This window comes from Mycobacterium sp. NBC_00419 (genome assembly GCF_036023875.1).
Lineage (GTDB): Bacteria > Actinomycetota > Actinomycetes > Mycobacteriales > Mycobacteriaceae > Mycobacterium.
On the sequence record NZ_CP107931.1, the window covers coordinates 2,535,231 to 2,547,553 of the forward strand.

Below are 12,323 nucleotides of genomic sequence, written 5' to 3' on the forward strand. Positions count from 1 at the left end.
AGTCCACTAAGCCGCGTCGCCTACCATCGAGCCTCGTGCCTAGCGACAGCGACGCTTCTCTCCGGATCGCGAAGCTCGTCGCCGTCGTCGCCGGCCTCCTGGGCATCGTGCTGTGCGGGCTGACGCCGCTGCTGCCGGTCACCCAGACCACCGCGGCCATCCAGTGGCCGCAGGGGGACCGGGTCGGTGACATCACCGCGCCCCTGGTGTCCGGGGCCCCGCAGTCGATGGATGTGTCGATCCCCTGCCAGGCCATCGCGACCCTGCCCGCCGAGGGCGGCCTGGTGTTCTCGACGATCCCGCCGGCCGGTATCGACGCCAGCCGCAACGGCCTGTTCGTCCGGGCCAACGCCGAGACCGTCGTCGTCGCATTCCGCGACACGGTGGCCGCCGTGGCGCCGCGCTCCGCGGTGGCGACACCGGCCTGCAGCACGCTGCACCTGTGGGCGGGCCCGGGCGGCACGGGAGCCGACTTCGTCGGGATCCCCGGTGCCACCGGCACCCTGTCGCCGGAGAAGAAGCCCCAGATCGCCGGGATCTTCACCGACCTGAAAGTGCCACCGCAAGCCGGACTGTCGGCACGGGTCGACATCGACACCCGGTTCATCACCGACCCCACCTCGCTGAAGCTCGTCGTGATGGCCCTGGGCATCGCCTGCGTGGTTGCCTCGCTGGTTGCGCTCGCGGTGCTCGACGCGCGATCGGGCCGGCGGGTCGCCGGGGCATGGCGGCGGTTCTGGCGGGTCGGATGGGCCACCTGGCTGGCTGATGTCGCGGTACTCGGCACCTTGGCGCTCTGGCACGTCATCGGCGCCATCTCCTCCGACGACGGCTACAACCTGACCATCGCGCGGGTGTCCGGCGAGGCCGGCTACACCGCCAACTACTTCCGGTTCTTCGGCGCCACCGAAGCCCCGTTCGACTGGTACCAGTCGGTGCTGGCCCACCTCGCCTCGGTGAGCACCGCCGGGGTGTGGATGCGGCTTCCCGCAACGCTGGCTGGCATCGCCACCTGGCTGATCCTGAGCCGCTGCGTACTGCCCCGGCTGGGCAGGCGGCTCTCGCTCGACCGGGCCGCGGTATGGACGGCAGGCGCGGTGTTCCTGGCGGCCTGGCTGCCCTTCAACAACGGCCTTCGGCCCGAGCCGCTGATCGCCTTCGGCGCGCTGGCCGCGTGGATTCTGGTCGAGAACACCATCGCCACCCGCAGACTGCTGCCTGCGGCCGTCGCCATCGTGATCGTGGTGTTCAGCGTGACGCTCGCGCCCCAGGGCCTGATCGCCACCGCACCGCTGCTGGTGGGGTCCCGGGCAATCTGGCAGGTCATCAGCAGCCGCCGCGCCGCCGCAGGACTGCTGGCGCCGTTGGCCGCGCTGGCCGCTGCGCTCTCGACGATCTTCGTGGTGGTGTTCCGCGACCAGACGCTGGCCACCGTCGCCGAATCCGCCCGCATCAAATACGTCGTCGGTCCCACGATCGCCTGGTACCAGGACTTCCTGCGCTACTACTTCCTGACCGTCGAAGACAACGTCGAAAGCTCGCTGACGCGGCGCTTCGCCGTCCTGCTGATGCTGCTGTGCCTGTTCGGCCTGCTGGCCGTGCTGCTGCGGCGCGGCCGGGTACCCGGGGTGGCCAACGGGCCGGTGTGGCGCCTGGTCGGCAGCACCGCGATCGGTCTGCTGCTGCTGACGTTCACCCCCACCAAGTGGGCGGTGCAGTTCGGTGCGTTCGCCGGACTGGCCGGCGCGCTGGGCGGGGTCGCCGCGTTCGCCTTCGCCAGGGTGGGCCTGCACAACCGACGCAACCTCGCGCTGTGGGTCACCGCTCTGCTGTTCGTGCTGGCCTGGGCGACCTCGGGGATCAACGGCTGGTTCTACGTCGGCAACTACGGGGTGCCGTGGTTCGACCGCCAGCCCGTCATCGCCCACCAGCCGGTGACGAGCATGTTCCTCGGCCTGGCCGTCGTCACCGGCCTGCTGGCGGGGTGGCTGCACTTCCGGATGGACTACGCCGGGCACACCGAGGTCAAGAACACCCGCCGCAATCGGGTGCTGGCCTCGACCCCGCTGCTGGTGTTCGCGATCATCATGGTGCTGCTCGAGGTCGGCTCGATGACCAAGGCGTTCGTGCAGCGCTACCCGGTGTACACCACCGCCAAGGCCAACGTGTCGGCGCTGAGCTCAGGTCTGTCGAACAACAGCTGCGCCATGGCCGACGACGTCCTCGTCGAGCCGGATCCGAATGCCGGTATGTTGCAACCGGTTCCGGGCCAGAAGTGGGGCCAGTACGGTCCGCTGGGCGGGGAGAACCCGATCGGCTTCACCCCCAACGGAATCAGCGACACCCTCGAGCCTGCCGAGCCGTTCGTCGCCAACCCGGGCACGGTCAACTCCGACGGCTCGCCCAACAAGCCCAACGCGGGCATCGCTTTCGCGGCGGGCACCGGCGGCGGCTACGGACCTGAGGGCGTGAACGGATCCCGGGTGTTCCTGCCGTTCGGCCTGGACCCCAAGACCACCCCGGTAATGGGCTCCTACAAGGAGAACACCGTCGCCGCCAAGGCCACCTCGGCGTGGTACCAGTTGCCGCCGCGCACCCCCGACCGGCCGCTGGTCACCGTCGCCGCCGCGGGCGCGATCTGGTTCTACGACGAAGAGGGCCAGTTCAATTACGGCCAGTCGTTGAAACTGCAGTGGGGTGTGGCGCGGCCCGACGGCAGCTTCCAGGCGCTGAACTCGGTGCAGCCCATCGATGTCATCGCCCAAAAGGCTTGGCGCAACCTGCGTTTCCCGCTGGCGTGGGCGCCGCCGGAGGCCAATGTGGCACGCATTGTGGCCGACGACCCGAACCTGAGCGACGACCAGTGGTTCGGATTCACCCCGCCGCGGGTGCCGGTGCTACAGACCGCAAGTGAGTTCCTGGGCGCCAAGACGCCGATCCTGATGGACATCGCCACCGCGGCGAACTTCCCGTGCCAGCGGCCGTTCGCCGAACACCTCGGCGTCGCCGAACTGCCCGAGTACCGGATTCTGCCCAACCTCAAACAGGTTGTGGTGTCGTCGAATATGTGGCAGTCGGCCCGCGCCGGCGGCCCGTTCCTGTTCATCCAGGCGCTGCTGACCACCGCGACCATCCCGACCTACCTGCGCAACGACTGGTACCGGGACTGGGGCGCCCTGGAGCGCTACATCCGCCTGGTGCCCGCCGACCAGGCGCCGACCGCCGTCATCGACCAGGGTTCGGTGAAGGTGTTCGGCTGGAGCCGCAACGGACCGATCAGGGCTTTGCCGTGACAGGGGCGCCATGACACAGACTCTCGCCGCCAACGCCCGCGACGCGGCCCACGATGTGAAGGTCACCCGCTGGGTGGCGACGATCTCCGGCTTGGTGGGCTTCGTGCTGGCGGTGCTGACGCCGCTGCTGCCGGTGGTGCAGACCACCGCCACGCTGAATTGGCCGCAAGGCGGACAGTTCGGCAATGTCACCTCGCCGCTGATCTCTCAGGCGCCGGTGTCGCTGACCGCCACGATTCCGTGCGACGTCATCGGATCCATGCCTGCCCAGGGCGGTTTGGTGCTGGGTCTCGCACCGAAGAAAGGCAAAGAGGCAGCGCTGAATTCGCTGTTCGTCAACGTCACCGCGCAGCGGGTCGACATCACCGACCGCAACGTGGTGATCGCCAGCGTGCCGCGGTCGAAGATCGCTGGCTGCTCCCGGATCGAGATCAGCTCGGACGAAGCTGGCACGTTCGCGACCTTTGTCGGGCTGACCGATCCGACCACGGGCAAGGAGATGCGCAGCGGGTTCCCCGACCCGAACCTGCGGCCCGCGATCGTCGGGGTGTTCACCGACCTGACCGGGCCCGCTCCCCCGGGCCTGACGTTCTCGGCCACCATCGACACCCGGTTCTCCACCAAGCCGACAGCGCTGAAGCTGGCCGCGATGCTGCTGGCGATCGCCGCCACGGCGGTCGCGCTGAGCGCACTGTGGCGGCTGGACCGGCTCGACGGCCACCGCATGCACTCGTGGATTCCCCAGCGCTGGCGCACATTCACCGCCGTCGACGCCACCGTGGTGACCGGGTTCCTGGTGTGGCACGTCATCGGTGCGAACTCCTCGGACGACGGCTACATCCTCGGTATGGCCCGGGTGGCCGACCACGCCGGCTACATGTCGAACTACTTCCGCTGGTTCGGCAGTCCCGAGGACCCGTTCGGCTGGTTCTACAACGTGCTGGCCCTGATGACGCACGTGTCCGACGCCAGCATCTGGATGCGCCTGCCGGACCTGTTCTGCGCGCTGCTGTGCTGGCTGCTGCTGTCGCGGGAAGTGTTGCCCCGCTTGGGTCCCGCCGTCGAAGGCAGCAGACCCGCACTGTGGGCCGCGGGCCTGGTGTTGATGGCGGCGTGGATGCCGTTCAACAACGGTCTTCGCCCCGAAGGTCAGATCGCCACCGGCGCCCTGATCACCTACGTGCTCATCGAACGCGCGATCATCTCCGGCCGGCTGACCCCGTTCGCGCTGGCAATCATCAGCGCCGCCTTCACCCTCGGCATCCAGCCCACCGGGCTGATCGCCGTGGCAGCGCTCATCGCCGGTGGCCGCCCGATTCTGCGAATCCTGGTGCGCCGCCGCGCCATCGTGGGCACCTGGCCGCTCATCGCGCCACTGCTGGCGGCGGGCACGATCGTGCTGGTCGTCGTCTTCGCCGACCAGACCCTGGCAACGGTGCTGGAGGCGACCAGGATTCGCACCGACATCGGGCCCAGCCAGGCCTGGTACACCGAGAACCTGCGCTACTACTACCTGATCCTGCCGACCGTCGACGGCTCGCTGTCGCGCCGGTTCGGTTTCCTGATCACCGCGCTGTCGCTGTTCATCTCGATGTTCGTGATGTTGCGCCGCAAGCGAGTTCCCGGCGTGGCCCGCGGACCGGCCTGGCGGCTGATGGGTGTCATCTTCGCGACGATGTTCTTCCTGATGTTCACCCCGACCAAGTGGGTGCATCACTTCGGCTTGTTCGCCGCCGTGGGTGCGGCGATGGCCGCGCTGGCCACCGTGCTGGTCTCGCCGAAGGTGCTGCGCTGGTCGCGCAACCGGATGACCGTCGTCACCGCGGTGCTCTTCGTGCTGGCACTGTGCTTCGCGACCACCAACGGCTGGTGGTACGTGTCGAGTTACGGTGTGCCGTTCAACAACGCGATGCCGCGGATCGCCGGAATCACCGTCAGCACAATCTTTTTCTTCCTCTTCGTGGTCTCCGCGCTCTACACCGTCTGGCTGCACTTCAACTCCCGCGACCACGGCGAGGGCCGGCTGGCGCGGGCCGCCACCGCGGCGCCGATCCCATTGGCGGCCGGACTGATGGTGCTGGTGTTCGTGGGCTCGATGACGGCGGGAATCGTGCGCCAGTACCCGACCTACTCCAACGCGTGGGCGAACCTGCGGTCGTTCTCCGGCGGCTGCGGTCTGGCCGACGACGTTCTCGTGGAGCCCGACCCCAATGCGGGCTTCCTCAGTCCGCTGCCCGGTGATTACGGTCCGCTGGGGCCGCTGGGCGGCACCAAGCCCGTCGGATTCACCCCCAGCGGGGTGCCGGAACACATTGTCGCCGAGTCGATTCGGATGACCAACCCGCAGCCCGGCACCGACTACGACTGGGACCAGTCGATCAAGCTGGCCACCCCGGGAGTCAACGGCTCGACCGTGCCGCTACCGTACGGCCTCGATCCGGCCCGCGTGGCACTGGCAGGCAGCTATGCCGCCGGCCCGCAGCAGGAAGCGACGCTGAACTCGGCCTGGTACACGTTGCCGCCCAACGACAGCGGTCATCCGCTGGTGGTCGTCACCGCCGCGGGCACCATCGCCGGGCGCAGCGTCCTCAACGGTCTGACCGACGGACAGCTCGTGGAGCTGGAGTACGGCAGGCTCGGCCCCGACGGCGCGCCGGTGCCGGCCGGCCGGGTGGCCCCCTACGACCTCGGGCCCGCACCGTCATGGCGCAACCTGAGATTCGCCCGCTCGGAGATGCCGTCGGACGCCACCGCGGTGCGGATCGTGGCCCAGGACCGCTCGCTCTCGCAGGGCGATTGGATCGCCGTGACGCCGCCGCGGGTTCCGGAGTTACGCTCGGTGCAGGAGTACGTCGGCTCCACACAGCCAGTGTTGATGGACTGGGCGGTAGGCCTGGCCTTCCCCTGCCAGCAGCCGATGCTGCACGCCAACGGTGTCACCGAGGTGCCGAAGTTCCGCATCACACCGGACTACACCGCCAAGAAGCAGGACACCGACACCTGGGAGGACGGCCGCAACGGCGGTCTGCTCGGCATCAGCGACCTGTTACTGCGCCAGAACGTGATGGCCACCTACCTGTCCCACGACTGGGGCCGCGACTGGGGCTCGCTGCGTAAGTTCGCGACGATCGTCGACGCCGAGCCGGCCCAGATCGATCTGGGCACCGCTACCCGCAGCGGGCTGTGGAAGCCGGGACGCATCCGAATCAAGGCGTAATCAAGGCGTAGCCACGCCCACGGCCCGCCGCGGTGACAGAATCCCAGGATGGCTGACGACGCGGCGATCATCGACCCCTTGATGCACGGCCTGCGCTCCAAAGGCCTCAAGAAGGGCTCGGTGTCCTTGGTCGGCGCGGTGGCGATCGGCCTGGCTGCCACCGCACCGGCCTACTCGCTGACCGGGGCGCTGGGTCACGGGGCGGCGGAGTCGGGCTACCAGCTGCCGATCGTGTTCATCATCGCGGTCATCCCGATGTACTTCGTCGCCGTGGCCTACAAGCACCTCACCGACGCTGCCCCGGACGCGGGCACCGTGTTCACCTGGGGATCCAAGGCGATCGCGCCACACATCGGCTGGATCGGCGGCTATGCGCTGGTGCTCTCCAGCATTCTCGCCGGCGTCGGTGCGGCGGGAATTCTGGTCAATGCCACCGCAGTCGTGCTCGGCCTCGACGATCCGCCGTCCTGGTTCAACGTGCTGGTGGCCGCGGTGTTCATTCTGACGACTACCTGGCTGGTGGCGCGCGGCGCCGAGGAGTCGTCGCGGACCACGCTGATCCTGACCATCGTGCAGTACGGCGGGCTGGCCGTGTTCGCGGGCATCATGGTGATCGCCGCGTTCCGTGGCCACCAGAGCCCGACCGCCGAGGCGTTCTCCCTCGAGTGGTTCAACCCCTTCGCCATCGAGAGCCCCGGGGCGCTGCTGGGCGGATTCCTGGTCGCCATTTTCATCTTCTGGGGCTTCGACGCCTCACTGGCGATGTCCGAGGAGACCACCGGCACCCCCGAGCAGGCCGGCCGCAGCGGCGTGACGGCCATCATCATCACCGTCGTCACCTACGTCGTATTCAGCGTCGCCGCACTGGCTTTCGCAGGTATCGACGAAACCAGCCCGACCAGCCTGACCAATCCCACCAACATCGACGACGTCTTCACCACGCTGGCCGGTCAGGCCATCGGCACCCGGGGCGCGGTGATCGCCGCGCTGATCGTCGGCATCTCGGCGTTCTCGGCCACGATGTCCACGGTGATGCCGACCGCCCGCGGGGTGCTGTCGATGGCCACGTACAAAGCGCTGCCGAACCGGTTCGCCTCGGTCGACGAGGTGAGCCAGACGCCGAAGTTCGCCACCTGGGTGATCGGCCTGACCAGTCTGGCGATCTACGGGGGCCTCACCCTGGTCAGCGAATCCATCGTGGAGGATTCGGTCTACAGCGTCGGCATCGCCATCATGACCTACTACTCGGTGGTCGCGGTGTCCTCGGTGGTGTACTTCTGGCGCACCGCATTTCGGTCGGTGAAGACCGCGCTGGAGCAGGTCATCCTGCCGGGTATCGGGGCCCTGATCCTCATCCCGGTGGGCATCACCGAGGCCTATCACATGGTCGACCCCGAGTACGGCTCCGGCGGCTCGGTCGCCGGTATCGGCACGGTGTTCGTCGTCGGCGTACTCAGCCTGGCATTCGGGGTGGTGCTGATGATCCTGTGGAACATCAAGGCGCCGGCCTTCTTCCGCGGCGAGACACTGCCCACCGAGCGAACCTGACGCAGGCGTCAGATACGTTGTCTGCGGACCGTTTTCGACCTGTTACCCAATGCCCAGTGTGGGCCTAACCTCGACACAGCTCGCGCCAATCGGTCATCCATACCGTTGAGATCGCAAACACAACCGACTTAATCGGAGTAAGCGATGAATCTCAAGCGCATGGTGTCCACCGCGACCGCGGCGACCGCTATCGGTGCAGCCGGCCTGTTCGGGCTGGGCGTCGGCACCGCCAGTGCAGACCCCGGCCAGCCCTGTGGCGGGCCGAATCCGGCTGCCTGCCAACAGGGTCCGGGCGGACCGGGCGGACCTGGCGGGCCGGGCGGACCGGGCATCAATCAGGCTCGCCAGGATCATCAGCCGTTCAACTACAACGGGCAGTGGGTACAGCCGATGCCCGCAGGCAATGGCCACGGCTGGGGCTTCTGGTTCCTCGGCCAGTGGATCGGCCTGTAATCACCCGGCCGGTGACTGCCGATCGCGGAGCAGCTGCTCAGGTTGCAGCGACCACACCGTGTTCGGCGCACCCGGTTCGGCGTGCGCGCAGTAGGCAGCCGCACCCGTCTCACTGACGGCCGCCGCCCCCATCACCGCGCAATTGGCGCCGATCACCACGATCGGCAGATCCATTCGGCTCGAGACGGCCGGTGGCGGGGGCGGTGCCGCCGCGGGTGACTGAGTGGTCGCCGTGGTGTGCACGCCGCGGTGACCGAACAGCAGGCTGACCCCGGCGGCCGCACCGGCGAAGACGATCACCGCACCCAAGACCGCAGGAATCAACAACCGCCGACGGGACCGGACCGACTCCGGTTTGGCGTGCCGGGCGCGGGAACCCACGACCTTCTTCGGCCGGCCCGCCGTCGCCGACAGGGCTGTCACATGGACCGCACCTGACTCGAACTCGGCAGCACCAAGACCGCGCCTGAGATCACCCGCGAAGTCCACGCAGCGCGCATACCGGGCGTCGGCTTTCTTGGCCAGCGCCTTGGCGAACACCGGGCCCAGCCCGGCGAGTTCCGGACGTGTGGCGCCGATCGCCGGGGGATCCGAACTGAGATGCTGGCTGATGACGATGGCCGGGTTAGTGTGCTGAAACGGCGGCATTCCGGTCAGCAGGTGATACGCGGTGGCGGCCAGGGCGTACTGGTCGGCGTGACCGTCGATCTCCTCGCCCTTGAGTTGCTCGGGGGCGGCGTAGGCCACCGTCCCGACCGTCATATTGGTTCCGGTGAGATTGCTGGCCTGCCCCATCCAGCGGGCGATACCGAAGTCGGCCAGTGCGACACGCCGGTCACCGGAGTCGGGACGGCCCAGCAGGATGTTGGCCGGCTTGATGTCGCGGTGCAGCAGCCCACGACTGTGCGCGTAGTCGAGCGCCTCGGCCACCGCGGTGACGATCCGCACGACGTCGTCGGGCGGCATCCCGTACGGGTAGCGATCGGCGAGCAGATGCGAGGCATCGGTGCCGTCGATGAACTCCATCGCGATCCACAGCTTGTCCTCGAACTCGCCGCGGTCGTAGATCGTCACGATGTGCGGATGCGACAGGGTGGCGACCATGTCTGCTTCCAGGTTGAACCGCTGCCGGTACTCCTCGTCACGGCTGACCGCCGACCCGAGCACCTTCAGCGCATCGTGTCGTGGCAGTCGCGGATGCTGGACGAGGTAGACCTCACCCATTCCTCCGGCACCCAAGGTCCGAACAATGGTGTAACCAGCAACGACCTGGCCGTCCGCTAACGGCATTGGGGAATCCTAGTCACGCGGGACGGTCGTAGACGACACGGCTGCCCAGTATGACGTCCTGCACGGAACGTCGCTTTTTGTCGACGGCGACCCACAGCAGCCCGATGGGGAACAGCACACACCCGAGGGCACGCAGCACGGCAACCGCCAACGGCATGCGCTCCGAGCGCCGCCCGATCACCCGCACCCCCAGCAGCACCGCACCCACGGTCCGCCCGGACAGCGTCCAGCACGCGGTCAGATACAACACCGACACCGCGAACGTCACCGCGGTCGAGAAGATCACGTTCGGCGCCGGGAACCGGAACGCGGTCGGGCTGACGATCAGCGTGGTCAGCACCAGCCCGAGATATAGCAGCCCCATGGTCCCGATGACGACCAGCATGTCGACCAGGGCCGCCAGGCCACGCGACACGATGCCGGCATTGGTCACTGAAGGTCCTGGGGGTCCTGGTTGCGGCCGAGCATCCGGTCGACGAAACCGGAGACGACGTCGTCGGCACGGGCGGTTTGGGTGCGGACGTCGGTCATCACTTCGGCGGTGACGGTCCCGGTGGACTCCCGGATGATCGTGGGCAGATCGACCCCGTCGATGATCTGGTCGGCCAGCCCGATCAGATCAATTCTGGCGATGATGGCGTCGATGTCGACATCGGCCACGATGGCATCAATATCGACGCGCTCGCGGACCAGCGCCGTCAGATCGATCTGGTCGAGCACCAACTCGGTGATCTTGGTCGCGGCCGCGACAGTGACCCGGGTGGCTTCGACACGAGTGGTGCGAAGCCACCCCCCGATCAGCGGCAGGTGTTCCCAGGGCACCCCGGAATCGTAGTCACGCTCCCGATCCGTCGGATCAGTTCATGTTCCAGGGTTCGCCGTAGGTGGTGACGCTGTCACCGGCCTTGGAGATCAGGCGGGCGAAGGGGCGCAGCAGCACGCCGCCGGCCGCACCGGTGACGGTGCCGTGGGCATTCGCCACGGCCACCGAGCCGTTGGGGCCCTCGACGTCCACCGAGAAGGTGGCGACTTCCTGGATACCGGGGCCGTTGCCCAGGTCAGCGCTGATCGACACACCCGGAAACAGGTTCGGGGTGATGACCGAGCCCAGCGGGTTGAAACCCGTCGGGGACAGGTCCACGTCGTCGAGCAGGATGTTGGGGGTGGTGTAGCTGAAGTTGATACCCACACCGAGTGACCACGGGAAGCCGACCTGGTAGCCCAGCTCCAAGGTGCCCGCGAAGTCGTCGGCACCGTCGCCGACCACGCTGTAGACCGCCTTGCCGGAGTGGAACCACTCACGGGTCAGCCGGTTGCGGTCCAGGGGGAACACACCGTCGAGGAAGGTGTCCCACTGCTGAATCGTCAACGTACGGCCACCGCCGTCGACCAAGCTCAGCTGATTGTCCAGACCCGCGTTCGAGGTACCCGTACCCACGAACAATGCCGCGACAGCGGCGATCATCGCTACCAGCAGCCGACCGATAACCCTCATGTTCTCCCTTAGCGTCGAGCGATTCCTGGCAGTTGACTGTGGAATTCGTACCCGGAGGGTGTCACACGAGCAATAAGTTCGCCACACCCCTTCCCGGTGCGCGTCGTGGCGCGTCGCCACGACAGCTACCGGCATGACTGCGCCCCAACTGCAGCTTTGTTATCTGCGCAACCACAATCACACCGTTGAAAAAATTCTGACGCCGTCGTCGACGCCCAGAATCGCGGCGATTCGATCTAGCTTTCCGTGGGTGCCTTGAGCCTGGCGAGCGCAGCAATACTGAGCCGCGCCAAGTCCTCGGTCTCCGCGGGGCTCAGCACGGCTCCGATGATCTCGGCGATCCGGCGGTTGGTCAGCTCCTCAACCTCGGTATAGCGGCCCTTCTTGGCCGGATCGACCTCCACGTAGGGCGGCTGCCACCCCATGAACGCGGCGTACTCGGGGCCCTTGTTGAGCAGGTGCGCCTCGACCGGGCTGATCCCGGAGATCGTCAGCGCGTTGAAGTGCACGGCGGCCCGCAGTTCGCGCAGCACAAACATCACCTGGAACGCCCGTGCCGCGGAGTCGTCCGCGAGCGGCATGGCGCGCCAACCGGCGTAGAGCGGCAGGCCCGGCTCCGGCGCGGCGGCGATCACCTTCTCGCCCAACTCGGCGATCTGGTCCAGGCCCTCGGCTCCGGCCAGATGAGCGCGGCCGAAGTCTGCGGCCTGCTCCCAGTACAGCCGCGCGCTCTCAGGCGCGTCGTGCACGGCGACGCCGGCCTCCCAGCAGGTTCGGGCCACGGTCGGCTCGAAGACGGCGAACACGGCGTTGATGGTGGTGCCGGTGGCCCGGCCCAGTACCCCGCCGCGGCCGGCGAAGTACGCGGCGAACGGGTCCGGGTAACCGGCGGCCAGGCTCTTTTCCATCGTTTCCGGGCTGAGCATGAAGATGCTCACGGCCTCGCCGATGGCGGCGCCTGCGCTGCGGACGGCGTCCATATCGACCGTGCTCATGATTGATCTCCTCGTGTCATGCCTCGATCGTG

9 protein-coding genes are annotated in these 12,323 nt (G+C 67.8%); 4 read left to right on the plus strand and 5 right to left on the minus strand.

What is annotated here, in order from left to right; all coding sequences use genetic code 11:
* The first annotated feature begins 35 nt into the window (after positions 1–35).
* The 4 genes from OG976_RS12125 to OG976_RS12140 all read left to right on the plus strand — a co-directional run bounded on the left by OG976_RS12125 (position 36) and on the right by OG976_RS12140 (position 8,511).
* Positions 36–3,293 carry an arabinosyltransferase domain-containing protein gene (locus OG976_RS12125; protein WP_328362367.1) on the plus strand — a complete coding sequence of 1,086 codons (3,258 nt, stop codon included), beginning with the start codon at positions 36–38 and terminating at the stop codon, positions 3,291–3,293.
* 10 nt (positions 3,294–3,303) lie between these two features.
* Positions 3,304–6,510, plus strand: a complete 3,207-nt coding sequence (locus tag OG976_RS12130; protein ID WP_328362370.1) for an arabinosyltransferase domain-containing protein — start codon at positions 3,304–3,306, stop codon at positions 6,508–6,510.
* Positions 6,511–6,558: 48 nt separating this feature from the next.
* Positions 6,559–8,058 carry an APC family permease gene (locus OG976_RS12135; protein ID WP_328362373.1) on the plus strand — a complete coding sequence of 500 codons (1,500 nt, stop codon included), beginning with the start codon at positions 6,559–6,561 and terminating at the stop codon, positions 8,056–8,058.
* 144 nt (positions 8,059–8,202) lie between these two features.
* Complete coding sequence (locus tag OG976_RS12140; protein ID WP_328362376.1) at positions 8,203–8,511, plus strand: hypothetical protein; 309 nt, start codon at positions 8,203–8,205, stop codon at positions 8,509–8,511.
* Here OG976_RS12140 and OG976_RS12145 read toward each other — a convergent pair whose 3' ends face one another.
* From OG976_RS12145 to OG976_RS12165, 5 genes are all read right to left on the minus strand, one after another.
* Positions 8,512–9,801: a serine/threonine-protein kinase gene (locus OG976_RS12145; RefSeq protein WP_328362379.1), complete on the minus strand. Its 1,290-nt coding sequence runs from the start codon at positions 9,799–9,801 to the stop codon at positions 8,512–8,514.
* A 13-nt stretch (positions 9,802–9,814) separates the two neighbouring features.
* Positions 9,815–10,234 (minus strand): RDD family protein, encoded by a 420-nt coding sequence (locus OG976_RS12150; RefSeq protein ID WP_328362382.1) that lies wholly within the window; start codon positions 10,232–10,234, stop codon positions 9,815–9,817.
* Complete coding sequence (locus tag OG976_RS12155) at positions 10,231–10,623, minus strand: hypothetical protein (protein ID WP_328362385.1); 393 nt, start codon at positions 10,621–10,623, stop codon at positions 10,231–10,233. The genes OG976_RS12150 and OG976_RS12155 overlap by 4 nt, the downstream gene beginning before the upstream one ends.
* Positions 10,624–10,657: 34 nt before the next feature.
* Positions 10,658–11,296 (minus strand): MspA family porin, encoded by a 639-nt coding sequence (locus OG976_RS12160; protein ID WP_328362388.1) that lies wholly within the window; start codon positions 11,294–11,296, stop codon positions 10,658–10,660.
* A 236-nt stretch (positions 11,297–11,532) separates the two neighbouring features.
* Positions 11,533–12,291, minus strand: coding sequence for an SCO6745 family protein (locus OG976_RS12165; protein ID WP_328362390.1), 759 nt, complete (start codon positions 12,289–12,291; stop codon positions 11,533–11,535).
* Between the last annotated feature and the right edge of the window lie 32 nt (positions 12,292–12,323).

Excerpts from the sequence above, each read along its gene's own strand:
- OG976_RS12140 (WP_328362376.1), top strand. The coding sequence starts at position 8,203 with ATGAATCTCAAGCGCATGGTGTCCACCGCGACCGCGGCGACCGCTATC.
- OG976_RS12135 (WP_328362373.1), top strand. The coding sequence starts at position 6,559 with ATGGCTGACGACGCGGCGATCATCGACCCCTTGATGCACGGCCTGCGC.
- OG976_RS12145 (WP_328362379.1), bottom strand. The coding sequence starts at position 9,801 with ATGCCGTTAGCGGACGGCCAGGTCGTTGCTGGTTACACCATTGTTCGG.
- OG976_RS12160 (WP_328362388.1), bottom strand. The coding sequence starts at position 11,296 with ATGAGGGTTATCGGTCGGCTGCTGGTAGCGATGATCGCCGCTGTCGCG.
- OG976_RS12130 (WP_328362370.1), top strand. The coding sequence starts at position 3,304 with ATGACACAGACTCTCGCCGCCAACGCCCGCGACGCGGCCCACGATGTG.
- OG976_RS12165 (WP_328362390.1), bottom strand. The coding sequence starts at position 12,291 with ATGAGCACGGTCGATATGGACGCCGTCCGCAGCGCAGGCGCCGCCATC.